Below are 24759 nucleotides of genomic sequence, written 5' to 3'. Positions count from 1 at the left end.
TCCTCACGGGGTCGGGCCGGCGGTGCGCATCGTCAGCGGACCGGCGTTGAAGGCCGCGCGCTTGTCCGTCTCGTTGATCTGCGCGATCTGGTCTTCGGCCAGCTGCTTCCAGCCGGTGACACGCTGGTCCTCCCGCAGGTATGGGGCGGAATGGGACAGCGTGGCGTGCAGGTAGAGTTCGGGAGCCATGTCGAGCAGCCAGTTCGCCGGGGCGGCATCGGACAGGGCCGGGATCTTCGAGAAATAGACCAGTTCCACAGTGGAACCGACCGGCGCCGGGGCGAACCGGATCTGGCTCCCCAGCACCGTAAAGCACCGCGGCTCTCCAGCCACCCCGGCGTCGGCCAGATCAAGGAAGTTGGCCGGCGTCACGAACTCCAGCCGACGGATCAGCATTGCGCGCAGGTGCAGGCTGCGCATCTGGAGGAAGTTGTCCGGGAGGTCGGCATATTCCGACGCCACCGAGGCGACGGCCCGGCTCAGCATGCGCTGGGTTCGCAGGCGCCGGTTGAACTCGGCCTCAGCCAGGGCGATGAAGGTCGGGATGACCGCGGTCAGGTCGTCCCGATTGAGCCAGTCGGCGACTGCCGCCTTCAGCTCCGAATACGTGGACAGGGCCATTTACGCCGCTCGCTTCTTGGAGGCGATGATGTCGCCGGGAGCCGTCAGCAGGTATCGCCAGTCCGGATCGTGCAGGCGCTTCCACACCGCGTCCGCGTGATCCGGGTCGTAGACGTTCAGCCCGTCCTCATTCAGCCACTTCATGGCGACAATGTCGGGGATGAAGGCTTGGCGCTTGAGGCTGCGATCGGCGCTGTAACCGTCGCCTGCGTTCGCCATCGCCTTGTTGCGGTCCAGGGCCGCGCCGACATCCTGCCGCTGCTCGATCAGGAACGACCCATCAGGAAGACGGGTCGTCCACACCTCCATGCCGCCCTCGCGGCGGCGGAGGAGCTGGGGCGTGCTCACCCCAGCCTCACCACGAAGTCTTTGGACTCCAGAAGCGCGGCGTCCTCTTCGGACACCTCATAGGCGCCCTTGAAGTCCATCGGGGCGTTGTTCACCCAAGGCTGGAGCGTGGAAATGCAGGCCACCTTGACCAGAGCGGGGGGAGCCGGGGCGTCGGTGGGGGTATCGGGGGCAGCCTGGGCGTCGGTGGTGTCGGCGGTCTTCGCCATGTCGGGGCTCCTCACAGAAAAAAGGGCGCCCGTTGCGGGGCGCCCTGTGGGTGGTTCTGGTCTGCGGCCGGCGTTACGACAGGTCGGCGATGATGCCGTGCGCCTTCTCGTTCACGACTTCGAGGGTGCTTTCCTCGATGACGTGGAACGGCGTGGCGTCGCCCTGCTTCGCGAGGTTCTCGGTGAACATCGGGCGCAGCGTCGCCTTCTTGACCATCTTCGGATCGATGATCAGGGCCGATCGCGCCCGGCTGAAGATCGTCGGGACCACGGTCAACTTGCCGAAGTTCGACAGGTAGACGTCGGCGCCGCCGACGATGGTCACCTGCGAGTTGCCGTCGTTGTTCACCCGGTTGACGGCGATGCCGGTGAAGGCCGAGAAGGCGGTCTTCTGCGCCGGGCCGAGGAACAGCAGCGTCGGCTTGCCGCCGTTGCTGTAGACCGACTGCATGACGGTATCCAGCTGGGCCTGCGTGAAGGCGCGCTGCGTGCCATCGGTCGGGGCCGCGACGGTGCCGCCGGAGAAGCCGCCGTTGGCGCCGCTGGTGCCGCGCGACACGTTGGAGGTCAGCCAGCTTTCCATGCCGGCCATTCGCGGGGCGGTGCTGTCGCTGCCGACGACGGACGCAGCGTTCTGGAGAAGGGCCGCCTCCACGTCGCGGCGCAGCTCCAGGCCCTTGAGGATCTTCTGTTCGTCCAGCTCGTCATCGATGCCGGCGATGTCCACGGCCCGGGCGGTATCGGAGACCGCGCCGACCTTCTTGAAGATCTGCGTGCGGTTGCCGACACGGACGCGCGGGGTGCTGGCGGTGGCGGCGGTGATGTCGCCTTCCAGAGCGGCGTTCGCCGGGTTGGCCGAGGCCAGGGCCTGCGTCTGCCACTCGTGATAGCGCTGGGTGGCCTTCGACTTGCCGATGTTGCCCTGAAATGCGACTTCGGTGATGTCGATCCGGGAAACCACGTTGGACAGGTCTTCGCGGATGCCGACCGTCTGGTAGGTGGTCTGGGTGTTGGTGGCGAGAGCCATTTATCGTCTCCGGTTGGCGCGAAGAAGGGCCACGGCATCCGAGATGTTGCCGGTGCGCTCCACACGCTTGATGAGGGCGTCACGGGACACGGCTTGCGCCTCTCCCTTCGTGAGCGCGGTTCCAGGTGGTACGGGTTTCCCAGGGGCGGCGGCGGGCTTGGCCTTGAGGCCCGCCTGCGCGCGGTCGTAGAGGGCAGCCTTACGGGCCATGACTCCGATGCGGTGGTCGTAGAGCTGTCCGATCTCCTCTTTCGAGAAGCCGGACTTCTCCAAGAACGACCGGATTTCCGCCTGCTCGGCCTTGGCCTTCGTCGGGTCCGCCTTCCATTCCGGGATGGCGTCCAACAGCCTCTGGGACTGGTCGGCGACATAGGCCTTGACGCGTTCCGTCTGCTCCGCCTGCTGCTGGGCAGCCTGTCGCTGCTGCTCGGCGTGAAGCTGCTGGAACTTCGCGACCTTTTCGTCCCAGGCCGCCCGCTGCTGGATGTACCCGAGCGGGTCATCCGTGGCGAGCTTTGCCCAGTCCGGTTCCTGCTGGAGCTGACTGCCCAGTTCGGCGACGGCCATGTCCAGCACCTGCTGGAATTGCGCCGCCTGCTTCCGCTCCTGCTCCGCGGCCTTGCGCTCGGCCTCCCCGGCCTTGCGCGTCTCCGCGGCTTCACGAAGCTTCGCCTGAACGCCCTCCTGCTTCGCCGCTTCCCACTGGGCAAAATCCTGCTGTGTTTCGCGGTCGAGAGAGGCCCATTTTGCGCGAAGCTTGGCGTCCAGCGTCGGCGGGGGCTCGATGGCCGGGCTCGTGTCCGGTTCGTCCTGCTCCTCCTGCCGCTGGGCGCTGTCGTCCCCTTCCGGGGCCTGCCCGGCGTCCTCTGCCGGGATCTTGTCGGGAGCGGCGCCATCGGCTGCCGGCTCCTGGGTCTCTGTGGTGGTCTTCGTGTCCCTGAAGAGGGCCACGGCGTCGCCCAGGGACAGCGGCTCAGCGCCGCCGCCCGCATCCGGGGCGCCACCGCCCTCCATGTCGGGAGCGAAGCGGATGCGGTGCCCGCCGAAGCTGGACGCGAGAAAGGCCACGCCGCCCATCAGGGGAGCGTGCCGGGTCGTTTCGATTGTCATCGGTCACCTGTGGTTGGGTGGGCCGCTCGATGCGGCTCCCGTCAGAACTGGAAGGGGCTTTTCTTGCCCTGAATGTCGTTGATCTGCCGCTGGGCCAACTGGCCCGTCTGGGCAACGGAGCGGAGATGGCTCTCCACCTTGCCGACGATCTGCACCGCCTGCCACAGACGCTCGCGAGCGTCCGTTTCGCGGGCGCCGGTGGCTTCCCACGCCCGCATGTAGTCCTGGCGGAGCCCCGCGAACGCCTCGCGCAGCAGATCGTTGTCCAGCAGGGCTTGCGCCTGGGCGCCGCGCTGCTCCTCCAGCCGAAGCTTTCCTTCGTCGATCACGCGGTGTCTCCCTGGCTGCCGTCCGATGTGCTCTGGCCGCCGCCGTTGCCGATGCCGCCGCCGCCAATGCCTGCGTCTCCGTGCTGCCCTCCGAAATCGCCGGACCCGCCGTCGCCGAGCCCCAGGGAGTCGCGGATGGCGTCAAACAGGCCCTTCATGCCAAGCGACCGGCTGTTGTTGGCGATGCCCAGGCCGATGCCGGCCAAGCCGAAGGGCGCCGGGTTGGCGACCGCTGCCATGTTCCCCAGCGTGCTTGCCAGGAACCCACCCAGGCTCGTTTCGCGCGAGGCCACGTCCGCAAGGCCGCTGTTGTCGCTGAAACCGCCACGGTGATCGAGCGGACCGCCCAGCCCCGCAAGGCTCCGCTGCGCCGCGTCCGGCCCCTGCCCGGCCGTGCCGTTCAGGGTCGTGTAGGTCATCGCCTTGACCGGATCGGCCAGGAAGGACTGCACGTTGCTTTGCGCCTGCCGGATCGTGGCCGAATGGCCGTCTTCCGGCGTCGAGAACAGGCCGGGCGCCACCGTGGGCGCCTGAACCTCCGGCGGCTGCGGCGCGATCGCGCCGAAGAGGCCGGGAACCGCCTGCCGCATCATCCGACCTCTCCCCCGAGCTGCACCGCCGAGACCGTGGCCGGCTTCGACTGGGCGTTCAGCAGCGCCTGGGCGCGGGCCATGTCCGCCTCCAGGATCATCTGCTCCCTCTTGAGCTGCATTTCGGCCTGCATCTGCTCCCGCTTCAGCGTCACCTCCGCCGCCAGCTTCTCGCGGGCTATGGTGATGTCCGCTTCGGCGCGCATCCGCTCGGCCTCCGCCTGCGTCTGCGCCTTCTGCTGCTCCAGCTGCATGCGGGCCTGCATCTCGACCATCTTCGGATCGGGCTGCGGCTGCGCCGGCGGCACGTTGGCCGGGTCCTGGGCGTATGGGTCGATGGACTTCAGCCCGGCGTTCTCCACCATGCGTTTGAGCGTGGCGTAGACGTTCCGGGGCGTGATCATGCCACCCAGGCCGCCGGCACCGTTCAGCGCCTGCATCTGGAAGGTCAGCAGGGACGACAGGTGCGCCAGCATCTGGTCCTTGCTGCCGGTGCCGAGGCCTACCGAGACGGTCATGTCGTTCCGGGTGCGCCATTCCCGCGGGTCGACCGTGACCCACTTGTTGCGCAGCCGAACGACGGCCTGCTGGTCGCTGTGCTTGCGGGTCAGCTCATGGATCAGCAGGAACAGGTCCCGGATGCCGGTCTCCGCCAGGACGCGGGCGATCATCTTCATGCGCGCCTGCGCCGCGGTGAAAGCCTGCGCCGCCGCGGTGGCCGTCTGGTTCTGGAGCGCGTTGGCATCCAGCCCCTGGCCCTGCCGGGTGACGCCGGTGCGCCATTCCCGAACGCTGTCCGTGTACTCGATCAGCGGGTGGACCCAGTTGCCGATGGGCTGCACGGCGATGGGCGTGATGCCACCCGCCCGCTTGACGCGCACGATGCCGCCGGGCCGGTTGGTCAACAGGTCGTCCAGCGTCTGCTCAGTGGCGCAGTCCTCCGCAACTTCCATGCGCTGGTTGTTGGCGAAGTAGGCGTTGTCCAGCAGGGCACGCAGCAGCGCCGTCTTGATGCGCTGGATGTCCATCACGAGTTCGGCAACGGAGCGCCCGATCACCCGGTGAGGGATGATGATCGGCGACATGATCGCGAACGGCATCCGGTCGATTTCCTCGTTCTCCGGCTTGCCGTCACGCTTCAGCACCACTCCTTGCGGCCCGGCGGTGACGACGCGCCGCAGCTCGGCCACACCGTCGCCGTCATAGTCGATGCGGATGTAATGCTCCGTGACCTCCACCTCCCGCATCGCTTGGTTCAGCGTGTCGTTGCGCGGGCCGTCGTCAAAGGTGCGTGTCTGGCGGGCCTGCTGCTCCGTCGTCTCCGTGTCGCTGGCGGCGGGAATGCCGTCCAACTGGTCCCTGTCGTAGCCGGCGGCGATCAGGTCCGACACCGGCACCGGGCGCTTGTGGTAGGCGTACGGGGCCGTGGACAGGCTGCGTGCCCGGCGGGACAGGCCGAATTCCTCCGGCGGCACCCCCTCGACCTTGCAGCACCCTACCTCCTCACGGGTCACGATGGTGACCGTGTGCAGCGTCCCCGCCGGCGCCGGGGCCTGCCCGTCTGGCGCGGGCATCTGCTCCATCGGCATGGGGGCGGCGGGCCGCTCCTCGTGCTCTACGATCTCAATCGCCGGGTCGGCAACCAGCAGGGCGTATTCGTCGTCGGTCAGATCGACATATCGTTCTCGCTCCCGGCGCTCGGTCTTCTCCCACCACGCCTTGACGACGCCGGCCTTCTGCAACAGGGCGTCCTTGACGAAGTTGTGCAGGGTCAGGAAGCCGGCGTTCTTCTGCATGAAGACGTGGTTGACGTAATCCGTCTCCTGCTGGGCGGCGTCCTCGTCCTCCGGGCCAACCGGCTCGAAGCGAACCACCTCGTCGCCGCTGGCGAAGATCTCCAGCAGGGATGGCATCAGCCCTTCCACCACGTCGGCCACATCGGTGGACACAGCGCCGGAGCGGTCCGCCCCAGGACGCGGCATGTCCTTGTCCATGTCGCCGTTGTAGTAGTCGAGCGCCTTCGCCCGTTCGTCCCCCAGTTCGGTGGACAGCGTGCCACCAAGGGCTGACGAGCGCTCCGCCTGGAGGATGGCGCGCAGTTCGGTTTCCGTCATCGCAGCCATCAGGCAACTCCAAGCGATCGGTAATTCAGGTCCCGGCCGAAGCCGGCGGACTTGGACGGTTCCTCGTAGGCCACGCACATCAGGCCGAAGGCGTCGGCGCCGTGGGACGCCCAGTCATGCTCGGGGCCGAGGCCGATCCCGCGCTTGTCGTCCCGCCTCTCGTGATAGGCACCCAGCGCGTCCAGGCCGGGTTGCGTCGCCGTCTCGTTGAACCAGCAGCGTGGGAACAGCCGGCGCCCCGCCTCGATGCGCGCCGCCGCAGCGCCCTTTCCCTGGTTCGGAACGACCGTCACGCGATAGCCGGCCTCCTCCAGCGCGCTCTCGTAGGAGACGGCGAACACCTTGTCCTGCGTCGCCCCGTCGTGCGGCAGCCAGATTTGCGCCTTGCCCGGGTCGTACCCCTGCCCCCGCATCCACGCGAGGTGGGCGCCCAGCGGCTGGCCGACGGCTTCGTAGTAGGCCAGCACGCGGACTTCCTTCCCGATGAACTGCGCCGCCCACAGCGTGAAGGCGTCGGCCTTGGCGCCGGTGCCGCCGATGTCGGCGAAGAGGCGGATGGTCATCAGCGGATCGGCGGCAACGCGCCCGATGCGGCCTTCCTGTTTCGCCTGCGTCAGCGCTGCGGCGTAATAGGCCCCCTCGTAGACCGCCTTCATGCCGCCCTCCCAGATGTGGTCATACTGATCGGGCCGCTCCCGCATGTCCCGCTGGCGGTCACGCTCCAGCTTCTCGGGGAACTTCGGGTTGTCGCGCCAGTTGATCTCGACCACCTTGAACCGCGGGTCGGTCGCCTCGCGAAACCGCTTGTGCGTGGCGCTGTTCTTCCGCTCCGGGTTCCAGGTCACCCACAACTCGCTGTCCTCCTCACGGAGGGTCGGGATGAGCTTCGTCCAAGCCTCTTCGGTGACCGGCTCGGCCTCGTCCACCCAGCACAGCAGGATGCGCGCCTTGGACTTGATGCTGTCGATGTTACGATCAAGGCCGGAGAAGGCGTAGGAGACGCGCCCGCACTTCGTCCGGATGTACTTTTCACCGATCTCGAAATGGGCGTTCAGCCACGGTTCCGAGCGAATGGCGGCCTTGATCTCCTCCAGTGAGCTGTCGGCCAGCGAGTTCATGAACTGGCGAGCGCACAGGATGATGCCCTCACGCCCAGCCATGCTCCACATGTAGGCCCGCACGGCGGACATCTTGGCGAAGGTGCGTGTCTTGCCAGATCCGCGCCCGCCGTAGGCCCCACGAACGTCGGCCTCTCCCTGGAACACCGGTATCAGCTTCGGGGGGAGCTTAATCGTCGCTTTCGTCATCTCCGGTCAGCGCCACCAGTTCGACACGGGTTACGATAGGTCCGCCGTCCTTGCCGGTGTGCTGGGCGTCGACGGCGGACAGCTTCGGCGCGTAGTAGGGAGCCGCCGCCTTCGCCGCGTCCAAGCGCTGCTCGAAGGTCGGCTTTTCCCCCTCCACCTCGTTTCTCATGATCGCGAGCAGGAATTCATGGGGCAGCATCCCAGACGCCGCCGCCTTCTCCCGCGCTTCCCTCGCCACCTTCTGTACGGCGCCGACCTTGCGTCCTGCGCCCGGCCTTGCTCCGCCACGGGGCATGTTTGAATTCCGTTTGATTGATTGATTGGATTTCAAAGAGGCCCGAACGGCTCGCCCTTGCGGGTGGGGCCTCCATGTTGTGTTCACTGATTTCACACTCTACGATGCTCGCCCCACTTGCTGGAGCCGCACTCATGCGCCGCCTTTTGTTGGCCGCCTTCGTCGTTTCGCTCGCTGCTTGCGCCCCGCAGCAGAGCATTCCGGAACTCATGGAGAACCCGCCATCCGACCCGTACGAGTTCGCGAAGTGGAGCGCGGCTATCCAGGGGTTCGCCGAAGCCTGCAACATCCGAACGGACGGGATGGACGCGCGCATGGCCAGCTACTCGCAGCGGCACGCCGACCCGGCGCGGCTCCCCACTCCATACGAGCTGTACCGGGCAACCCTCGTCGTGGCGTCCGACGAGAAGCGCTCCGTTCGATGCACGGCGGACGGCCTCTACAAGACGCAGCGCGCGTGGAACTCTGTGTGGTCGGCCTCGGGCCGCTGAACGCCCAGCGCGGCCTATTTCGGCTCTCCCATCAGCGGCTCACCCCCGATGCCTTCGGGCCATCCCGTCGTCTCGGTGAGGATGGCTTCGCGCCGGCGGGCCTGGGCCTGGGCGTCCACGCGGCGAAGCTCGTCGTTCGCCGCGTCGGGGTGGCAGGTGCATTCGCCTTCCGTCATGCAGGTCTCGGCACAGCGTCCGGTCATGGCATCAGCCTCCATTTGTAGCCCGCGAGCTACGCTTTTCCGTTGACATCGCGTAGCCCACAGGCTACATTCTCTTCATGAAGACGATCCGCACCACTCCCGAATACGACGCTTGGTTCGCCGGGCTCCGCGACACCCGCGCTCAGGGCCGCATCGATGTCCGCCTGCGCCGCTTGTCGCTGGGGAACGCGGGCGACGCCAAGTTCTTCGACGGGATCGGGGAACTCCGCATCGACTACGGCCCCGGCTACCGGGTGTACTTCGTGGAGCGTGGTGACGTGATCGTGTTGTGTGGCGGTGACAAGCGGACCCAACCCCGCGACATCAAGACCGCCAAGAAGCTGGCAGAGGAGTATTGAGCATGGCAAAGGCAACCAAGGTGTGGGACCCGGCGGAACGCCTCACCACACCGGAGGCAATCGCCGACTACCTCGACGCCGCCCTGGAGGATGGCGACCCGAAGGTCATTGCCGCGGTTCTGGGCGACATCGCCAGAGCCAAGGGCATGGCCGACGTGGCGCGGACTGCCGGACTGTCCAGAGAGAGCCTGTATCGAGCGCTCAGCGAGAGCGGCAACCCGTCCCTTGCCACCGTGCTTGCGGTGACAAAGGCCCTGGGCATCTCTCTGGCAGTTCGGGCGGGAGAGCAACAGCCGGACGCGGCCTAGCGCCTCTGCTCCATGCGCATTCGGGCGGCCTCGACGGTGGCGATCATGACGGCCAGCACACCGGAGGGGATATCGAGCAAGGAGAGCATCAGTCCTCACCTTTCGCGCGATTTCGTGCGTTCCGGATGCGATAGGCGAGAAGCACGATGGTCAGCAGCAGGATAACGAGTTGGAGCGCGTCGTTGACCGTGCCAGCCCAGGTAGCAGCCACTAAGCCGCCGCCCCCAACGCCTGCGTCACCGTATGCTGGGGTCATGGCGCTGCTCCGGGCCATGCGGCCTCGCTGGGTCTGTGGTCAGGTTGTGGGGATCAGCGGGCGCGCACTGGGGGAGAAGCGACCGGGGCATGCCGATGCGGCGCGCACCCGCTGAACTCGGGGATTGGTCAGGCGGCGCGGGACCGCTTCTCCGCCAGGAGGAAGCCGAACAGCGGCCACAGCTTGTCCATGGCCTGCTTCTCCGCGTAGTGCTGGCCGATCTCGCGGTTGAAGTTGGCCGGGTCCACGCAGGCGCTTTCACCACGGACCGAATAGCCGTTGTCCAAAGTGATGTTGCAGATGGTCACGGTGCTGTCCGGCAGGACGGTGAAGTCCTTCGAAACGATGCGGGATAGCATGTATTCCAGCGTCACGCGCTCGCCAGGGCAAGCGTCGAGCGCCGCGCTCAGGGCGGCTTCGTTCAGCATGTGGGGCTCCGGGGGGAGGGGGATGTGGGGGAACGTTCGTTCCGAATGGGGAAACGGCAAAGCCCGGCGCGGATTTCTCCGGCCGGGCTACGCTTAGCGCTGCGTGGTGCAACGTACCACTATCGATACGTTAGTGGCGGCAGTTGGTCAAGCAGAAAGATTACCCCGGTTGGCGCTTTTCCTGCCGTGCTTCCTCAGGTCGTTGTAAAGGTCCAGCGCGTCGCGCAGCGCCGGGACGATCGCCTTGTCCCGCATGCACCGGGCCGCGGCGACCTCGTTGCAGGTCATCCCGTCGACCACGATGTCCAGCACCGGGCCGGCTTGCCATGCCCTGCTGTCCCGGCGCACCAGCTTCGCCGCGGCGGCCCGCTCCGCCATGACGTCCACCCACGCGTTGTAGTCCTCCTGCACGCGCACGGCCCATTCCGTCTCGGTCTCGCCGTCGGAGCGGCCGGGCCCGCCCAGGCGCTCCATGCTGCAGGCCTTCAGCCCCATGCCGGCGATGATGATCGTCACCGCGGAGCGGATCAGGTGGGCGGCGTCGTACTGCTCCTGCGACAGGCCGCGCTCGGCTCCCCGGTTCAGCAGCAGGACCAGCGTGTCCGGCCGCAGCTTGGCGCGGGTCTGCGCCGTGCCCTTGTCGTTCTCGTGGACGTCCACGACGATCCCGGTCTTCCGGTCCCGGTGCCGTCCGAAGCCGTCGAGGAAGTCCGCCCTCGCCTCCTGGCGCATCAGCTCCCGCCGGGCCTCGTCGGAGGCAATGGCCCGCTCCATGGCCGTATAGGTCCGCTCCACCCGGTCCATCACCTCAGCGCTCAGCGCCATGTTCCCCATCCCGTCAGCCCTCCATGCGGCGCGCGTCGGTGGCGGCCGCCATGCCCCGCGGCGCCGGGCGACCGCCGTTCTTCGCCCAGTACTCGTCCATGAGCTTCTGGGTCGCCTCGCTCATCGCGCGCGGGCCGGTCGGCTCGTCATCCTGCTGGGCGGGGCGCGGAGTCTGCTGGCCGCCCTTGGCGATCGCGGACAGGCGGGACCACTCGTCGCGCAGCCGTGAGCGCTCGGCATCCAGGGCTTCCGACAGCTCGGCCCAGCCCGGCCAGAAGCGGAACTTGCGGGAGACCCGGTCGAACGCCTCATCGTCTTCGAAGATCGCGGCCGGGTAGCCGCTACGCAGGATGTCCGAGACGGCGCCGGCCAGCTTGGTTTCCGGCGGGAGCTGGCTCCCGTTGCACCGCAGGGCGAGGTGGGCCACCCATTCCTGCGCCTTCTGCGGGCTGACCGGGCCCCCGCGGAGCTTCAGGGCACCCATGGCCTGGGCGGCGTCCCGCTGCATGTCGGCGGTCACGACGGCCGGCGGCTTCCAGACCCCAGGGCGCATGACGTAGCCTTCGTCGGTCACGACGCCCACGGCGGGTGTCTCAAGCGCGGCCCGCAAGCTGGGCGTCAAGTAGGTCTTGGAACCGGTTTGCAGGCTGCTGGCGGGGGCTTCGAAGGGGATCACGTTGGACATGGGCGGCTCCTTCGGGGATCGGTTTCGTTCGGTTGGCGTGGGCGTCGGCAATGGCGCGCTCGAAGTATTCCAAGCCGCCCGGCGGGCCTTGGCTGCTGCGCCGGGCCATCACGCGCTCCACGGTCGGGTAGATATCCAGGTCGGGGTCCCAGCCGCTTTTCAGCCAGGAGACGACGCGGCCGTAGTTCCCGAGCCAGTTCGGGTTGCGGTCCCAGCCGGTCAGGGAGGCGATGTGCTCCCCGACAACGATGAACTGGGCTTTCGGCTTTGCGCCCGCGCCCGTCTCAGCAGGAGGAGGATTGATAGGTTCTATGATAGGGTTGGGTGCAGATTTCGCACCCGTCACCGTCGTTTTCTGCACCCGTGCAGATTTCGCACCCGTGCAGATTTCGCACCCGTCACCCTTTACCAGGGCCTCCAGAGCGGCCACGTCGATGCGGTATTCGCGTGCGCGCTTGGCCCCGGCATCGGCCTCCTTCACCATGACCAGAACGCCGGTAGCTTCGATGGCGCGGATAGCCTCCTGGGTGGTGCGCTCGCTGATGCCGCAGTCCTTCGCGACGCGACCAACGGTCGGGAACACGTTGGCCCCGTCGTCGTCCGCGAAGTGGCATAGGCGCAGGAGCACCAGCTTGACGTTCCCGGCGAATGGAGCGTCCCAAGCGATGGACTGGAGGCGGAAGCTCATGGGCGCCCTACTCCGCGGCTGTTGGGGCGTCCGCCGGCGGCGGGAGCATCTGGACGCCGACGGCATGCGCCCACAGCGCGGCCTCAGGAAGAGACGGGTCGCCCTCGTTGTTCTCCCAGCGTCGGATGGTGCGGGCGTCCTTGCCCATGCGGCTGGCGACGTCACCTTGCGTCAGGTTGAGTGAGAGGCGGGCCGACTTCAGGCGCTCACGGAAGCGGCGGACATCGGAGATGGGGTTGGGTCTTGCGGACATTTCGCGTCCTCACTCCGCCATCCCAAGCGCTTCCTTGTAGAGCGCCATGATCGCCTCCTTCTCCTGAAGGTCGGCCTTGTCCATCTTCCGGAGGCGGATGATCTCGCGGATGATCTTGGTGTCGAAACCGGTGCCCTTGGCCTCTGAGTAGACCTCCTTGATGTCCTCCTGCAGGCCGCGCTTCTCCTCCTCCAGGCGCTCGATGCGCTCCACGAAGGATTTCAGGCGGTCCGCGGCGATGCCGCCGACGTCGCTCATGACGCCCTCCGATACAGATGCTCGCCGGTGGCGCCGCGCTTGGCGGTGGCCGGGCCGATGTCTTCGATGGTGCCGGGGGCGATGGCCTTCAGAGCGGACACCGCGCAACGGGCTTTCCAGAGGGGGAGCCCCGCCTTGACGGCCACTGCCGGGATGGTCTCGCCGCGCTCTCCGGGGCCAGGAAGAGCGGCGAGAACGGCTTGCGTCTCCGGGTTCATTGGGCACCGCCAAGCATGGGGCGCTTCTCGGCGATCAGGCGGCGGACCTCGGCCTTGATGCCGTCTCCGTCCAACGGGTCGGCGTCCTTGCTGGCACGGGCGCAGACCTCGCACTGGAACGCCCCGGCGGTCGTTTCCACCTCAGCCTTGCGGAAGCGGGCGCCGGTCGCCTTGTCGGTGCGTGTGCCGCCGAGACGGATCTTCAGGACGGCGTGCTGGCGCGGCTCGTAGGTCTGGCCGATGCCGGCAAAAAGCCCGTCCTGACGGTCGGCGACGATGCCGGCCTTGACCAGCTCGTCAACGGCCATCGGGTCAACGGGCTTTTCCTTGCCGCCGGTGGTGCGGAAGTAGGCTTTGCGCTCGCCGCGCTCGTACTGGACGACGGCGGGCTGGCCGGTCTTCACCATGGCGGCGACCGCGGCGCGGGCCGGGGCGGAAAGCTCGGCTGGGGACAACTGCATCATGATGCCCTCGCTTTCAAAGGAATGTTCCAGGATCGAAGGACCTGCTCGACGCCGGAGACGGAGCGGGCCACGGCGACACAGCAGCCGGCGGAGCGGAGCGCGGCATGGCACTCCCGCTGATCAGCAGACAGGCTCCCGGCGTCGGTTTTCATCTCGACGAAGAAGGCGATGCCCCGCCACACGACGAGCAGGTCCGGCGCTCCGGCGCGGGCGCCCATAGCCTTCAGCTTGGCGGCCTCGCTCTTGAGGCGCTTTCCGCCGTTGGGGATGTGGCAGAACCACGCGTCATCCGGCAGGGCGAGCCCAAGGAACTCCGCAACGGAGATTTGCAACGGCGTCTCGGCAACAGCAGGGGCGCGGCGCGGCGCGGCCCGCATCTCCTTCACCGCCTGTTCGGCGATCAGGAAGGCATCCACCTGACGGCGGGCGACGGGGCCAAGATTGTTGACGGAGACGCCGCAGCGACGGGACATCAGGCGTCCCCTTTCCGACGTCCAGCGGTAGCGCATGCCGCCCGCGTGCTCGGCCTGATCCGAGCCTTGGCACGGGCGCTGCGCTCGGCGAACTTGCGCGCCAGTTCCTCATGGTGAGCGGACAGCTCCGGCGGCGCGTAGCGGGTGACCTTGGCGCCGGCGGCAACGGCGAGGCGGGCTTGCTCCGCCATGTCCAGGGCGACAGCGCGGGCTCCCAACGGGCGGTGGCTGGTCAGGAGCGTGACGGGATCAATGGCGCGGTGGTCCATCACGCGGCCTCCCGGCGGAGGCGGGCCTTCAGCGCCCCAATGACCGAGACAGCGCGATCCCGGCGGCCACGAGAGATTGCACCACCCGACGCAACGTCTGCTTCCAGGTCGGCGCGCTCGGCGGAGAGCTGGGCTTCAAGGGCGGCCTGCCGGGCGTCCAGTCGGCGTTCATGGATGTCCTTCACGGTGGCTATGGGGTGGATGACGCGGGTCACGAACGCCATGCCTTCGCGGGCGATGATGGTGACCAGATGCTTCCCGGTAGGGCCGGTGCTGAGCCACTGACCGGCGGTACGGCGGCAGACGCCGTAATCGGCGGCGATGTTCTCGCGCACCTTGCGATCGTCGTACTTGTCTCGGAAGTAGCGGCGAAGATGACGGGCCAAGTCCTTCATCTTGTCGGCAGCGTGGGCAATCTTGTTGCCCCGCTTGGTCCGCACGACGCCCTGAGATTGAATGTCCATGTAATCCCCCGATTACTACGATTGAGGCATGACAGATGACCCAAAGGCCGCTCAGATCGCCTCAGCTATTGTGACTTTGCTTCGCCTGCTGGCCCGCATGGCGCCACGGAAGGCGCTGCTGTGCCTGGAGCTGGCGGAGCAGTTGGAAACCGGTTTTGCAAAGGAGCCCTGACCGATGGCCCGCCCCTGCCCGCCGAATGGCTTGGCCCGCGCCGCGTGGTTCCGCGAGACCGCCGCCGAAGTCGAAGAGACCGACCCGAAGCAAGCGATCTACTGCCGGGGCATCGCGGACCAGATCGAACGGCGCGAGTTCGGCGCCCTGCCCCTGCTCCGCCTGATGGACAACCAGCACCCCAGCCAGAGCTGAGGCGCGAACGTGGCAGGCCATCACCCCACAGAGGGACGCAACCCAACCGCATGCTCCCGTGACACCGGCCCGGAAGGACCGGTACGCTCGACGCGTGGGAGAATGGGGAGGAGTCTGCCCGGAGCGAACCGAGAGGCGCGCGGCGAGGAGGCAGGCATGGTCAGCCATGGCCGGGTCTCCTACGCGCGGGCTTCGTGCGGAGGGCGACGGCGCTTCTTGCGATCCTCGGCGATAGCAGACTCCAGAGCTGCCAAGGTCGAGAGCTTCGGGTCGGACCCCGGCTCAGAAGCCTTCTTGACCGTCTCCCAGCTCAAACCCGCTTTACGGGCAATCTGGTCAATCTTTACGCCCGGTTGGTTGAGGCAGGCGCGAATATGATTGGCGGCGCGTTCGATCATCATGGGTGCATTGTCTCGCTATACCGAGACAACGTCAAGCCCATTAACTCGCTATACCGAGATATCGCTGTGGCGAGAAATCAGCACAATGGGGGAATGGCAACTGACGCTGAAGATCAAGCTCGCCGGGTCGCCGGCCTGCGCTCGTTTTTCGAGGCCAACAAGGATGGCCTCGAAAACCCGAACGTATGGTCAAAAGCTTCCGGGGTGTCATACAACTCCCTGAACGAGCCGCTCAGCGGGGCCAAAACCCCGAACATCTCCATCAAGACCCTCGAGCGGCTTGCCGATGGGGCGACGAAGCTGTTAAAGCGGCCCGTGACAATCGACCAGCTCATTGGCCGAGAAGCACCTGTTCCAGAGCTTGATGAAATGGCGGATGCCATCTTCGGCGCCATGTCTCCCAAACAGAAAGCCGAAGCGATCAAGAAGCTCACGGATGATCTGGCGTCCTCTCAGTAGGGCGCGCCATTCCCTCAAGGATCCTTAGGGCTCTCAGCTTTTCCGCTGGGGACATCCCTCCCCAGATGGCGTGGAACTCTGCCGTAAGCTCTGCGCCAGCGTCCCGGTCCGCATCTTCGGCGCGTCCGGCCTGCTGCTCCTTGTCACTGGTCATTGCGCCCCCTTCGCATCGCTCAAAGCTGGAACAAAACAGGAACTCTGTCAAGGATCACCGAGGCCGATTGGCCTTCGTGTTCACTGTGAGCATAGGTTGAAGTTGGTATGAAAGAGCATCCAGAACTGCGATAAAAACCCTGAAATGGTAAAGTGGATAGATCGCAAAACGCTTTGCGTTTTGTGCTGCGTTAATCTTTGGGAAAGGAAGATTGGAGCGATCACGACAAAGATAGTGCAGAGTCGTGACGAATTGGATCTTTGCTCTTTTCATAGGCACACCTCTCGCGCATATCTTCGTATGTCACCCTGGCCCAGGGAGACTGGCGGTCGGCGCGTGAGGCGTGCCTGCAATGGGGATGGGCTCCCGGCGCATCCCCCTGGCGTGTTAGCAGCACTGCCGGGGGGAGGCTGACATCCCCCTAAGGGGGCAGCGGGTACATCCTATGATATTGGGAAACCTTTGGGCAAGGCTGCACAATATTTCGCCATTGTAACGTGCATACTAAAGTATGTTCTGAAGTTCCCTGCCTCGCAGAAGCCCCTAACAATCAGCTGGTTGCATGGGTATGCACTATGTGTGCGGCGGGTTGACGCAGGCCACAAGGCAAGCGCGGCGTTACCGCGACACTCGGATCGCTGTACCGCGCAGGACTGGATATCCCCCCACTGGCGCGACGACGATCGGCGAAGCGGCGCCGGGCTGCGCGAGGATGGCGCCGCCGTTCGACGTGGATTGCTGTTGGATCACGACGCCATTTGCTCCGGCATCTGCGGCGAGGGATTTCAGATTGTCGACTGCCGAGTCCATCCAGCCTTGGCGCGTCCAGCCGCCTGTGGTTTGCGCCTCGACCATAGCAACCACCTCCGCCCCCGGCGGGATAGCCGCGTAGAGCTTGACGTCCGCAGCCGCGATCGGGGCGAGCTGCTTTAGCGGCACGACGCTTCCCCGTTGGTCGCAGCCGGAAACGGCGAGGGCCGCCAGAGCGGCAGCCAGGACCAAGGCCTTCATTCATCCTCCAGCATCCGCGAGCGCCTACCATCGAGCGCCACCGAGGCGAGTATGACGCACATCGCGGCTGTCGCGCTCTCTCGCCATAGCGAGACTTTTTTGCTTGACGCAGTCTCGGTGCAGCGAGATACTTCCTCTCACACCACCCCCTCTTCGGTATCACCGATCCCACCGGGTGGGTGGTGTGGCAGACCTCCCTGAGACTCATCCCGCGGCGCTGAGCGTCGGCTGCCGCGGGAGCCTTTCGGGAGGCGGGATTTACCGGAGGGAATGATGAACGCCAAGCTCAGCAAAACCACCCTTACCGTCAACGGCAAGCGCGCCGGCATCCGCATCGACGCCGGGCCCTGGATTGCTGGCGTTCCGGCGGAAACCATCAAGCTCCGCAGCAAGAAGGGCTGCTTCCCGGCCGAGTTTCGGCGCGCCCTGGTGATCGAAAACAACAGCGATGGCCGCACGGACTACTTCGAGGCCGATAGCATCCGCCTCCTCCCCGGCCACCCGCTTTACGACACCGCGAAGTCGCTCGCCGCCTGAACCACACCACCACCCTCCTCAGACTTCCGCCGGGTCGCGCTCCATCCAGCAGCGTCCCGGCGGGCCTTTCGGGAGGGGATTTCAACGAGGGGGAACCGAACAATGAACGAAGCCGAAATCATCGCCGAACTCGACGCCATCGCCGCCATGCTGCCTGACAGCGGGGCTTACGCCGGCATCTCGATATCGCATACCGACCGCCGGTACGGCGAGCGGTCCCCGATTTCCATCCAGGTTTACCCGCGCGGCATCGGCAAAAGCGAGGCGCTGTACTTCCGCGCTGCTACGTTCGCTGAAGCCATCGCTTCCGCGAAGACCGGCGTCGTCGATAAGGCGCGGGCCGAGGTCGAAGCGCTGGTCCGCAAGATGGCCCTTTCGGTGATCGAGATCACCGCCGACCACGGCGAGTGCACCGAACGCCTCCTGCTGATCGCCGGGTTCGACTCTTCCGCCATCGCCATCCACCACAAGACCGCCTGCGAACGTGCCAACGCGATGACCAGCGAGCCCCGCGAGTACGCGGTGATTTTCGCCTGAACCACACACACGCCTCACCATTCCTCAGCGCTTCAATCGCGGGGAGGGGGGGCATAGGGGGACACTATGACGCCGAAGTTCATCACGCTGACCGACGTCTCCGGGCAACCGGAACTGGTCAACGCCGATCACATCACGAAGGTCTTTGCGCGCGGCGACGGCGGTTCGCGCGTCGTCTTCCTGAACGATGTGGCGGCGGAGACGTATCGCGAAGACCCGGCCCAGATCGCCGCGCTCCTGGGGGTGACGGCGGACCCGGTGCGGGATGCGGCCCCGGAGCTTCTGTCAGAGCTGCGTGACTTGGTCGAATGGCTGGAAGCGAACCAGCGCTCTATCGAGGTCGAGTGCCTGACGGAAGACCTTCTGCAAGGGCCGCGCGCCGCCCTTTCCGCGGCCACCGGACAGGAGGCGTGAGCATGGACACCCTCATCATCTACCACGACGATGGTTCGGAAGCTGCCCGCATCCCCTGCGCCAACGGCTTCGTCTCCCGCTGCGTCTCCGCCATCGGTGCCGAGAACATTCCCGACGCCATTGCGGCGGCGAAGTCGCTGAACTCCGGCCCCGAGCTTCTGCGCGTGCTGAGCGACCTTGTCGAATACATCGACCGAGAAGGCCCGCCTGCCACGGAATGGAAGGCCATCTCCGCGCTTTGCGATCAGGCGCACGCTGTCATTGCCGCAGCCGCCGGGCCGGAGTCCACGCGATGAGCCGCCAGGAACGCGAGCTTGCCGAAGCACTGGCCCGCGCCGGGGCCGCTCAGAACGGGGGGAAGTGATGTCCCTGTACCGGATCGAAAACTTCGTGTCCCAGCGCCTCGCGAACAGGGCGGATTGGAAGGATGCCGTTGACGCCGCATGGAAATGGCACCCGGCCATCGAAGAGGTTTCCGCCGCCGCCGACTACGCCTTGGACGGAACGGCGCGGAGCTGGGGCCACACGACTTGGAGGCCCCATAGCAGCCGGTTCTGGAAAGACCCGTCGCAACTCTGGCTTGGCGTGTGGGCTGAACATCACCGCGCCGGTCTCGCCTGACCCCTCCCCACCCATCCGCCATACCGGAAACACAGGAGACAGCCATGGCTGCCGAAGCATTCATTGAAAACGGATCGCCATGCCCGGATGGGTGCGGTGGAGTGCTGCACTGGCCTGAGGTCGAGAATTGCTCCTGCCACATCAGCGCGCCGTGCGGCAACTGTACCGACAATCGGCTGATCTGCAATGAGTGCGGGTGGGAAGAGCCTGCGGCCAAAAATGCCCCGCTCAGCAAAGAGAGCCAGGACGCCTACGCGAAATGGGCGAGAGAATGGGCGGAGGCCAAGGCGCGCGGCCACAAATTTCAGCACGGCGGCCGGGTCTTCAACATCTCTGACGACGGCCGATCCGGGTCAACCATGGTGTTCACCGGGCAGTACGAAGGGCCAGTCACGGCTGCGGACATCTTCGAGTACTTGGGCGACGGAACCTTCGGTCATCGCGGACCGACCATGAACAACGGTCGCTTCACTTACACGAAAATTACTGACTGACCCCCACCCCGGCGGCAGGCACGCCGCCACACCAAAGCAGGAGCACAGCAGAATGCGCAAGAACTTGGACGATACGCTCATCGTCGTGACCTACCTCGACGCCGAAGGAAACGAGGTGGAAGTAGCGGAAATCGACGCGAACGCCGGCATGGGGAACCTGGACTCCGAAGCGTCGCAATCGATGGCCATCGGGATCGCCGTCCGTAAGGCGCTCCTCCTCGTCGGTGACGGGGAGGCCGTCGAAGTGAGGTCGTATTACCGCTGAACACGCCCGGCGGCAGGAACGCCGCCACACCGTCCCAGCCCCTTACCCGCCATGACAAGCGGGTGGGGCTTAAGGCGATAGAGGGGATGGCATCCCCCGTCGCACCTGAGAGAGGAGGTATCCGACGCTTGAAGTGATCTTGCCGGCGCTGACCTGGGTCCGTTTCGACTGGCCCAGCGGGGACTTGAAGCCTTCCCCGGCCAGCACGCCAGCCGGCACCAACCTCGCAGAGGACGGCGGCGACCGCACCGTTAAGGCCGGTGTATGGGGCTCGATCCTCTCAGGGCCGTAAAACACGCCAGCAAATAGGCCGGCGGCAGGCACGACAAGCCGCCGGCTACCTCACCAGCCTCCACAGGGGACCGGGGAGATAGCCGAACACAGGGAGATAGACCCTATGCTGATGACCGAAGAACAGGCCCGCTCGAAGTGGTGCCCGCACGCGCGAGTGAACACGCTCGTCACCGGATGGGATCACGCCGAAACCGCCGTCGGCGGGGCCGCATGCAACCGCTCTGACGAGCGGACGATGTACGAAAAGCCGAACTGCATCGCCTCCGACTGCATGGCGTGGAGACCCGGCAAGCCGCTCGTCATGAGCGAGGGCTTCCGTGAAGAGGAGCGCATTCCGCGCGGCTACTGCGGCGCCTTCGGCAAGCCAGAGGCCGCGTGATGGACATCGACTACGCCGACCCCACCGCCGCCGCCGTGGACGCGCATGTGGCCGAGAGCAAGCGCTCCCAGGCCGAGATGGAGGCGGACTTCCTGTTCCCCATCGTCCTCGCCCTCGCATCTGCCCTCACTGGCGCAGTGCTGATGGCTGCTTACCAACTCTTCCGCCTCTCTTTCTGAGGGACACGCCATGACCGCAATGTTCACGCCGATCCGCGACACCGCCGAACCGCCGGCCATTGAAGTCCGGTCCCGCCTGCACGCCGCTCATGCGCTCATGGGCCGCGTCGGCAAGATCAACCTGACCTACAGCGTCGGGGAGGATGCGGTGGAGTGCTACGCCACGCACTGGGTGCAGCACGACAAGTATTCGCACCACGACTGCATCGCGATCCCGAACGCCTATGGGACGCTCTCCGACTGCCTCGCCGCTGTGGAGCGCTACGCCGCCGAGCGCGCCGCCAACGCTCAGCAGGAGGCCGCGTGATGGGCATCACCTTCAACGATCCCTTCCGCCCTGCCATCGCCGCAGCCGAAGAACTGTACCCGAACCTGTCTCTGAAAATCGTACTGGTGGATGGGCTGGTGGACCTTGGCGGATTTGCGGCCACAGCGTTCCCTGACGATGGCGGCCCGGCCCACATCGAAATCGACCACGAACTCCCCCTTCACGCCGTCGCCATCACGCTTCTGCACGAGTTGGCTCATGCGGTCGTCGGCCTCGAAGACGGTCACGGGAAGAAGTGGGAAGAAGCCTTCATGCAGCTTGCCCACGGATACGCCAAGCACATGGACGGCGGATCGCTGGACGATGATGACCTGAAGAACATCAAGGATGACATCCGCGCTTCGCGCCGCGCTGACAAGGCCGGGATTTCGGTGAAGCACGTTCCTGGGGAGGCCGCGTGATGGCTGACATCTACTACGACCGCGACGGCTGGTGGATCGCCACAGACTGCCTGCCCATCGGCCCGTTCGACACCGTTTCCGAAGCGCAGAGCTACGCTGACACCGCCGACGAACTTGAGATGGTGGAGGCGTGACATGGACGGCTCCACCTTCGTCGGCATGGTCGAGGTGACCGAGGACCAGTTCCGCGGAAGCCTCAAGCTGCCCCTCTTCAACGGCCCGCGCATGGGCCAGGAATGGAACGCCCCGGAGCGCGGCGAGTTCCCGGCCGGAAAGCGGGCGGACTGGCGCAATTCGATGTTCGGCCCCGCCGTCGCCACCCGGATCATCACGCCGACCGGCACTCGCTATTGGGTCCACTCGTCCATTCCGATCCGCACGGTTGCCGAGGCAATGGCGTTCTTGGACGCCAGCATGGACAAGGCGCGCGACATCGTTCTGGAGATGGACCGCGCCGCCGAGCGCAAGCGCGCAAAGGCCAAGGGCATGACGCTGGAGCAGTACCGCTCCTACGTGAAGGCGAAGGAGATGGAAGACCGTCTCGCCCGTGCCAGGAAGGCCAGAGAGGACGAGCGTCGCGCGATCTTCAACCTCCCCAGCCCCGGCGAAGAGCCTCGCTATCCGGGCCGCTACGGCGCGGTGGAGTGATCCATGGCCTACGACAAAGGCCCTCAGGACATCCCCATCCCTGATGCGGTGGTCCACGAGGCAGAGGCGGCGGCACTGGACACTGTGTCCTTCGCACGCCGCCACCTCCCTCCCGAGTGGTTCGCCGTCATGGAAACGGTCCTGAAGCGCCAGGAAGACGCTGCCAAAGCCCTCAACCGAGCACAAGACCCGAGAGCCCTGAAATGACCGACAACCTCACCATCTGGAAGAAGCTGGAACGGACAGACCCGAAGGCGACAAAGCCTTTCCAGAAGTCCGGCGGCTTCAAGGGAACGCAGATCGACCCGACCTATCGCCTTCAACTGATGACCGAGGTTTTCGGCCCGGTCGGACAAGGGTGGGGGTACGTCGAAGACGACCTGAAGATCAGCCACGACATGGCGTTCAGCAAGGTCCGCGTCTGGTACGTGCCGGCCGGCGCAGACGCCGCGGTGTGGCCTGAAGGCTGGCGGGAGACATATCCTGCCAATGCTCGCTGGACCGGCCCTCAGTGGGGCGGCACCGAGATGATGCCGGAACGCGGTGGAAAACCGAAGCCGACCGACGAGTGCCTGAAGATGTCGATCACCGACGCACTGGGCAAGTGCCTACTTCAGCTCGGCTTGGCCGCGGACATCTACATGGGCCAGTTCGATGACAGCAAGTACCGGGAGGAGTCCGAGGCGTACTTCGCGGCCAAGTCCAACCCGGAGCTTCAGCCGGCCGCCATCGCCGCCTTCGAGGCCGATGTCAAGAAGCGCCTCGACGCCTGCCTGGACCTGGACGACATGGAAGAGCTGTGGCGCACTGCTGTTGGATCACGACTACGGGAAATCGGGACGGTCGACAAGGAGGCGCAGCGCCGCATCTACAACATGTTCGGTGCCAAGAAGGAGGCTGTCCTGCGTGGCGAAGGCGAAGCGGCGGGCCAGGACAACAACCCTCCTGACATCCCGCTCCTGATCCCCGTTCCCATGCTCGCCAACGACGCCGGCACCGACTGGGAGAGGTGGCGCTTCCTGATGAGCAAGGCCATCGACGGCGCCCCCACTCTCGATCTGCTGAACGAAACGCTGAAGGCCAACAAGGCGGCTTTTGATGGGCTGAAAGCTGCCGACAAGGGCGCGTTCGAATTCCTGAAGGACAGGGCCGCCAAGAAGCGCTCCGTCTTCCAGGGCGTCCCGTCACAGGCGGCGGAGTGACGGCCATGGCACTCCCCGCCCGCCTCCCGAAGCGCAAGGCTGACACTGGCCGCCCCCAGCGCGACCGCTGCCCCGGCCACCTCGCCTTCGTCCGCCAGCACGGTTGCTGCGTCCCCGGCTGCCAGGGCCGCCCCATCGAAGCCGCCCACGTCCGCACCCACGGCGACGGCGGCATGGGGATGAAGCCTTCGGACGACCGGGCCATCAGCCTGTGCACTGAACACCACCGTCAGCAGCACAACGTCGGGGAACTGGAGTTCCAGCGTCGGCACGGCATCGACATGCTGAAGCTGGCCCGAGAGTTCGCCTCCGCCTCCCCGGCTTGGAAGCGCTACCTCGCGAAGAAGGCGCAGGGGCTATGATACACGAGCCCATCGCCGAGAAGCCGCCGCGCGACGAGAACGGCTGGCTGCTCTGCTCCTACTGCGGCATGCCGACCGAGCTTCTGGAGAGCAGCGCCGAAATCTACGGAAAGGACTACGGCCCGGTTTACCGCTGCCCCATCGGCTGCGGCTGGGTTGGTGTCCACAAGAACAGCAGCAAGTTCAAGGCGCTGGGCAGGGTTGCCAACCGAGAGCTTCGCCAAGCAAAGCAGGCAGCCCACGCCGCGTTCGACCCGCTGTGGCGCGCGAAGATCCACCGCGAACGGTGCAAGCCGGGGAAGGCCCGCGCAGCCGGTTACCGGTGGCTTGCTGAACAGCTCGGCATCGATCCCGGCGTCTGCCACATCGGCATGATGAACGTGGAGGGTTGCCGCAGGGTGGTCGAGGTGTGCCGCCCCTACTATCGGAGTCATGACCATGGCTGACCGCCTGACTGATGCCTTCAACATGCTCCGCCAGGGTGGCGCCATCTACGCCGGCCGGGCCCGCCTCACCAACTGGTCGGACAACGCCCGCGGCATGAACGCCAGCTTCCGGCTGGACGCTTCCGCCGACCCGCTGGAGAACCCGGCCACCAACCCGTTCAAGGGGGCGCACTGCTCTCCGAAGGACGGTCACGAGTTCATGGTGCTGGTGATCCCGGTGGCGCCGGAGGCCCCTGCCAAGCCCGAGCCGCATCCCTGCGCCGAGACCATGGGCGGGTGTGGCGGATGCTACGGCGAGGGGATATGCGGGCTCCCTCCGATCCAGGAAGAGGATGAGCCGGACGCACTCCCGGCCGCTCCGCCATCTCCTCCCGCCGAGCGCCGCAAGATCACCGACCTTCCGTTCAGCCAGCGGGCAGCCCTGCTGTGCCAAGAGAAGCTGTTCCCCAACTTCATAGCCGACCGCTTCCCCGATCACTGGGATGCCTCCGGGCTTGATGCGGTCAAGGCATTCCGCCGCATCTGTGGCGTGGAGAGCCGCGCTGAACTCAACAAGGATGCAGACGCTGCCCAGCGTTTCGACCGCCTGCGCCGCGACTACTACGCCTGGACGCAAGAGCCGGTCGCCTGACCCCCACATCCCCACCCCCGCGCAGCGC

At 66.2% G+C, this 24759-nt stretch carries 47 protein-coding genes; 24 read left to right on the top strand and 23 right to left on the bottom strand.

Annotated elements, in window-relative coordinates; genetic code table 11:
* Positions 1-3: 3 nt before the first annotated feature.
* From Sp245p_RS03595 to Sp245p_RS35380, 10 genes are all read right to left on the bottom strand, one after another.
* Positions 4-621, bottom strand: a complete 618-nt coding sequence (locus Sp245p_RS03595; RefSeq protein WP_014241530.1) for a phage adaptor protein — start codon at positions 619-621, stop codon at positions 4-6.
* Complete coding sequence (locus tag Sp245p_RS03590) at positions 622-969, bottom strand: hypothetical protein (protein ID WP_014241531.1); 348 nt, start codon at positions 967-969, stop codon at positions 622-624.
* Positions 966-1178: a hypothetical protein gene (locus tag Sp245p_RS03585; RefSeq protein ID WP_014241532.1), complete on the bottom strand. Its 213-nt coding sequence runs from the start codon at positions 1176-1178 to the stop codon at positions 966-968. Before Sp245p_RS03585 ends, Sp245p_RS03590 begins: the two co-directional genes overlap by 4 nt.
* Before the next feature lie 73 nt (positions 1179-1251).
* Positions 1252-2205 (bottom strand): DUF5309 domain-containing protein, encoded by a 954-nt coding sequence (locus tag Sp245p_RS03580; RefSeq protein ID WP_014241533.1) that lies wholly within the window; start codon positions 2203-2205, stop codon positions 1252-1254.
* Complete coding sequence (locus Sp245p_RS03575) at positions 2206-3282, bottom strand: hypothetical protein (RefSeq protein WP_129557146.1); 1077 nt, start codon at positions 3280-3282, stop codon at positions 2206-2208.
* Between the two features lie 74 nt (positions 3283-3356).
* Positions 3357-3644: a hypothetical protein gene (locus Sp245p_RS34770; RefSeq protein ID WP_014241535.1), complete on the bottom strand. Its 288-nt coding sequence runs from the start codon at positions 3642-3644 to the stop codon at positions 3357-3359.
* Positions 3641-4237: a hypothetical protein gene (locus Sp245p_RS03570; RefSeq protein WP_014241536.1), complete on the bottom strand. Its 597-nt coding sequence runs from the start codon at positions 4235-4237 to the stop codon at positions 3641-3643. The genes Sp245p_RS34770 and Sp245p_RS03570 overlap by 4 nt, the downstream gene beginning before the upstream one ends.
* A complete protein-coding gene (locus tag Sp245p_RS03565; protein WP_014241537.1) occupies positions 4234-6357 on the bottom strand; it encodes a portal protein in 2124 nt (707 codons plus the stop codon). The genes Sp245p_RS03570 and Sp245p_RS03565 overlap by 4 nt, the downstream gene beginning before the upstream one ends.
* Positions 6357-7622, bottom strand: coding sequence for a PBSX family phage terminase large subunit (locus Sp245p_RS03560; protein ID WP_198421070.1), 1266 nt, complete (start codon positions 7620-7622; stop codon positions 6357-6359). The genes Sp245p_RS03565 and Sp245p_RS03560 overlap by 1 nt, the downstream gene beginning before the upstream one ends.
* Positions 7623-7644: 22 nt before the next feature.
* Positions 7645-7863, bottom strand: a complete 219-nt coding sequence (locus Sp245p_RS35380; RefSeq protein ID WP_014241539.1) for a hypothetical protein — start codon at positions 7861-7863, stop codon at positions 7645-7647.
* Between the two features lie 230 nt (positions 7864-8093).
* Between Sp245p_RS35380 and Sp245p_RS03550 the strand changes: the two genes are divergently transcribed.
* Positions 8094-8450 carry a hypothetical protein gene (locus tag Sp245p_RS03550; RefSeq protein WP_014241540.1) on the top strand — a complete coding sequence of 119 codons (357 nt, stop codon included), beginning with the start codon at positions 8094-8096 and terminating at the stop codon, positions 8448-8450.
* A 14-nt stretch (positions 8451-8464) separates the two neighbouring features.
* Here Sp245p_RS03550 and Sp245p_RS03545 read toward each other — a convergent pair whose 3' ends face one another.
* On the bottom strand, positions 8465-8653 hold the full coding sequence (locus tag Sp245p_RS03545; RefSeq protein WP_014241541.1) for a hypothetical protein: 189 nt from the start codon (positions 8651-8653) through the stop codon (positions 8465-8467).
* A gap of 77 nt (positions 8654-8730) precedes the next feature.
* Between Sp245p_RS03545 and Sp245p_RS03540 the strand changes: the two genes are divergently transcribed.
* Positions 8731-9012 (top strand): type II toxin-antitoxin system RelE/ParE family toxin, encoded by a 282-nt coding sequence (locus tag Sp245p_RS03540; RefSeq protein ID WP_014241542.1) that lies wholly within the window; start codon positions 8731-8733, stop codon positions 9010-9012.
* Between the two features lie 2 nt (positions 9013-9014).
* On the top strand, positions 9015-9320 hold the full coding sequence (locus Sp245p_RS03535; RefSeq protein WP_041811259.1) for an addiction module antidote protein: 306 nt from the start codon (positions 9015-9017) through the stop codon (positions 9318-9320).
* Positions 9321-9704: 384 nt separating this feature from the next.
* Here the strand turns inward: Sp245p_RS03535 and Sp245p_RS03530 are convergent, their stop codons facing one another.
* From Sp245p_RS03530 to Sp245p_RS03485, 10 genes are all read right to left on the bottom strand, one after another.
* A complete protein-coding gene (locus Sp245p_RS03530; RefSeq protein WP_014241546.1) occupies positions 9705-10004 on the bottom strand; it encodes a Gp49 family protein in 300 nt (99 codons plus the stop codon).
* A 147-nt stretch (positions 10005-10151) separates the two neighbouring features.
* Positions 10152-10829, bottom strand: a complete 678-nt coding sequence (locus tag Sp245p_RS03525) for a hypothetical protein (protein ID WP_129557145.1) — start codon at positions 10827-10829, stop codon at positions 10152-10154.
* A 13-nt stretch (positions 10830-10842) separates the two neighbouring features.
* A complete protein-coding gene (locus tag Sp245p_RS03520) occupies positions 10843-11412 on the bottom strand; it encodes a hypothetical protein (RefSeq protein ID WP_041811260.1) in 570 nt (189 codons plus the stop codon).
* Positions 11413-11422: 10 nt separating this feature from the next.
* Entirely contained in the window at positions 11423-12202 is a 780-nt protein-coding gene (locus tag Sp245p_RS03515) for a helix-turn-helix domain-containing protein (protein ID WP_014241549.1), read from the bottom strand.
* Positions 12203-12209: 7 nt separating this feature from the next.
* Positions 12210-12455 (bottom strand): helix-turn-helix transcriptional regulator, encoded by a 246-nt coding sequence (locus Sp245p_RS03510; RefSeq protein WP_014241550.1) that lies wholly within the window; start codon positions 12453-12455, stop codon positions 12210-12212.
* A gap of 9 nt (positions 12456-12464) precedes the next feature.
* Entirely contained in the window at positions 12465-12713 is a 249-nt protein-coding gene (locus Sp245p_RS03505) for a DUF2312 domain-containing protein (protein ID WP_014241551.1), read from the bottom strand.
* Between the two features lie 214 nt (positions 12714-12927).
* Positions 12928-13395, bottom strand: a complete 468-nt coding sequence (locus Sp245p_RS03500) for a hypothetical protein (protein WP_014241553.1) — start codon at positions 13393-13395, stop codon at positions 12928-12930.
* Positions 13392-13868 carry a VRR-NUC domain-containing protein gene (locus Sp245p_RS03495; protein ID WP_014241554.1) on the bottom strand — a complete coding sequence of 159 codons (477 nt, stop codon included), beginning with the start codon at positions 13866-13868 and terminating at the stop codon, positions 13392-13394. Before Sp245p_RS03495 ends, Sp245p_RS03500 begins: the two co-directional genes overlap by 4 nt.
* Entirely contained in the window at positions 13868-14140 is a 273-nt protein-coding gene (locus tag Sp245p_RS03490; protein WP_129557144.1) for a hypothetical protein, read from the bottom strand. Before Sp245p_RS03490 ends, Sp245p_RS03495 begins: the two co-directional genes overlap by 1 nt.
* Positions 14137-14601 (bottom strand): hypothetical protein, encoded by a 465-nt coding sequence (locus Sp245p_RS03485; protein ID WP_014241556.1) that lies wholly within the window; start codon positions 14599-14601, stop codon positions 14137-14139. Before Sp245p_RS03485 ends, Sp245p_RS03490 begins: the two co-directional genes overlap by 4 nt.
* A 28-nt stretch (positions 14602-14629) precedes the next feature.
* Between Sp245p_RS03485 and Sp245p_RS34765 the strand changes: the two genes are divergently transcribed.
* Together Sp245p_RS34765 and Sp245p_RS03480 are read left to right on the top strand one after the other, a co-directional pair.
* Complete coding sequence (locus tag Sp245p_RS34765; protein ID WP_014241557.1) at positions 14630-14773, top strand: hypothetical protein; 144 nt, start codon at positions 14630-14632, stop codon at positions 14771-14773.
* 3 nt (positions 14774-14776) lie between these two features.
* Positions 14777-14968: a hypothetical protein gene (locus Sp245p_RS03480; protein WP_014241558.1), complete on the top strand. Its 192-nt coding sequence runs from the start codon at positions 14777-14779 to the stop codon at positions 14966-14968.
* 179 nt (positions 14969-15147) lie between these two features.
* Here Sp245p_RS03480 and Sp245p_RS03475 read toward each other — a convergent pair whose 3' ends face one another.
* Positions 15148-15369, bottom strand: coding sequence for a hypothetical protein (locus Sp245p_RS03475; protein ID WP_109138354.1), 222 nt, complete (start codon positions 15367-15369; stop codon positions 15148-15150).
* Between the two features lie 93 nt (positions 15370-15462).
* On the opposite strand from Sp245p_RS03475, the gene Sp245p_RS03470 reads away from it, so the two are divergent.
* Entirely contained in the window at positions 15463-15828 is a 366-nt protein-coding gene (locus Sp245p_RS03470; RefSeq protein ID WP_041811261.1) for a hypothetical protein, read from the top strand.
* Between the two features lie 772 nt (positions 15829-16600).
* Here the strand turns inward: Sp245p_RS03470 and Sp245p_RS03465 are convergent.
* The gene (locus Sp245p_RS03465) at positions 16601-16993 is read right to left on the bottom strand and encodes a hypothetical protein (RefSeq protein ID WP_014241562.1); all 393 of its coding nucleotides are present in this window, start codon (positions 16991-16993) and stop codon (positions 16601-16603) included.
* Between the two features lie 270 nt (positions 16994-17263).
* On the opposite strand from Sp245p_RS03465, the gene Sp245p_RS03460 reads away from it, so the two are divergent.
* From Sp245p_RS03460 to Sp245p_RS03380, 18 genes are all read left to right on the top strand, one after another.
* Positions 17264-17530, top strand: a complete 267-nt coding sequence (locus Sp245p_RS03460) for a hypothetical protein (protein ID WP_041811263.1) — start codon at positions 17264-17266, stop codon at positions 17528-17530.
* A gap of 102 nt (positions 17531-17632) precedes the next feature.
* Positions 17633-18067 carry a hypothetical protein gene (locus Sp245p_RS03455; RefSeq protein WP_014241565.1) on the top strand — a complete coding sequence of 145 codons (435 nt, stop codon included), beginning with the start codon at positions 17633-17635 and terminating at the stop codon, positions 18065-18067.
* Between the two features lie 66 nt (positions 18068-18133).
* Complete coding sequence (locus Sp245p_RS03450; protein WP_014241566.1) at positions 18134-18481, top strand: hypothetical protein; 348 nt, start codon at positions 18134-18136, stop codon at positions 18479-18481.
* Between the two features lie 2 nt (positions 18482-18483).
* Entirely contained in the window at positions 18484-18777 is a 294-nt protein-coding gene (locus tag Sp245p_RS03445; RefSeq protein ID WP_014241567.1) for a hypothetical protein, read from the top strand.
* Between the two features lie 67 nt (positions 18778-18844).
* Positions 18845-19102 (top strand): hypothetical protein, encoded by a 258-nt coding sequence (locus tag Sp245p_RS03440; protein ID WP_041811264.1) that lies wholly within the window; start codon positions 18845-18847, stop codon positions 19100-19102.
* A gap of 44 nt (positions 19103-19146) precedes the next feature.
* On the top strand, positions 19147-19596 hold the full coding sequence (locus Sp245p_RS03435; RefSeq protein ID WP_014241568.1) for a hypothetical protein: 450 nt from the start codon (positions 19147-19149) through the stop codon (positions 19594-19596).
* A gap of 52 nt (positions 19597-19648) precedes the next feature.
* The gene (locus Sp245p_RS03430; RefSeq protein WP_014241569.1) at positions 19649-19861 is read left to right on the top strand and encodes a hypothetical protein; all 213 of its coding nucleotides are present in this window, start codon (positions 19649-19651) and stop codon (positions 19859-19861) included.
* 397 nt (positions 19862-20258) lie between these two features.
* Positions 20259-20534, top strand: a complete 276-nt coding sequence (locus Sp245p_RS03425; RefSeq protein WP_014241571.1) for a hypothetical protein — start codon at positions 20259-20261, stop codon at positions 20532-20534.
* Positions 20534-20713: a hypothetical protein gene (locus Sp245p_RS03420; protein WP_014241572.1), complete on the top strand. Its 180-nt coding sequence runs from the start codon at positions 20534-20536 to the stop codon at positions 20711-20713. The genes Sp245p_RS03425 and Sp245p_RS03420 overlap by 1 nt, the downstream gene beginning before the upstream one ends.
* Positions 20714-20723: 10 nt before the next feature.
* The gene (locus Sp245p_RS03415; protein ID WP_014241573.1) at positions 20724-21020 is read left to right on the top strand and encodes a hypothetical protein; all 297 of its coding nucleotides are present in this window, start codon (positions 20724-20726) and stop codon (positions 21018-21020) included.
* Complete coding sequence (locus tag Sp245p_RS03410; RefSeq protein WP_041811265.1) at positions 21020-21442, top strand: SprT family zinc-dependent metalloprotease; 423 nt, start codon at positions 21020-21022, stop codon at positions 21440-21442. The genes Sp245p_RS03415 and Sp245p_RS03410 overlap by 1 nt, the downstream gene beginning before the upstream one ends.
* Positions 21442-21576: a hypothetical protein gene (locus tag Sp245p_RS36215; RefSeq protein WP_014241575.1), complete on the top strand. Its 135-nt coding sequence runs from the start codon at positions 21442-21444 to the stop codon at positions 21574-21576. The genes Sp245p_RS03410 and Sp245p_RS36215 overlap by 1 nt, the downstream gene beginning before the upstream one ends.
* Position 21577: 1 nt before the next feature.
* Positions 21578-22090, top strand: coding sequence for a hypothetical protein (locus Sp245p_RS03405; RefSeq protein ID WP_014241576.1), 513 nt, complete (start codon positions 21578-21580; stop codon positions 22088-22090).
* A 3-nt stretch (positions 22091-22093) separates the two neighbouring features.
* Entirely contained in the window at positions 22094-22297 is a 204-nt protein-coding gene (locus Sp245p_RS03400) for a hypothetical protein (RefSeq protein ID WP_014241577.1), read from the top strand.
* The gene (locus tag Sp245p_RS03395; protein WP_014241578.1) at positions 22294-23292 is read left to right on the top strand and encodes a hypothetical protein; all 999 of its coding nucleotides are present in this window, start codon (positions 22294-22296) and stop codon (positions 23290-23292) included. Before Sp245p_RS03400 ends, Sp245p_RS03395 begins: the two co-directional genes overlap by 4 nt.
* 5 nt (positions 23293-23297) lie before the next feature.
* A complete protein-coding gene (locus Sp245p_RS03390; protein WP_014241579.1) occupies positions 23298-23654 on the top strand; it encodes a DUF968 domain-containing protein in 357 nt (118 codons plus the stop codon).
* On the top strand, positions 23651-24100 hold the full coding sequence (locus Sp245p_RS03385; protein ID WP_014241580.1) for a zinc-finger-containing protein: 450 nt from the start codon (positions 23651-23653) through the stop codon (positions 24098-24100). Before Sp245p_RS03390 ends, Sp245p_RS03385 begins: the two co-directional genes overlap by 4 nt.
* Positions 24093-24731 (top strand): hypothetical protein, encoded by a 639-nt coding sequence (locus Sp245p_RS03380; RefSeq protein ID WP_082188192.1) that lies wholly within the window; start codon positions 24093-24095, stop codon positions 24729-24731. Before Sp245p_RS03385 ends, Sp245p_RS03380 begins: the two co-directional genes overlap by 8 nt.
* Positions 24732-24759: the final 28 nt, after the last annotated feature.

Source organism: Azospirillum baldaniorum, assembly GCF_003119195.2.
GTDB lineage: Bacteria > Pseudomonadota > Alphaproteobacteria > Azospirillales > Azospirillaceae > Azospirillum > Azospirillum baldaniorum.
This window is presented reverse-complemented; position numbering and strand designations above follow the sequence as displayed.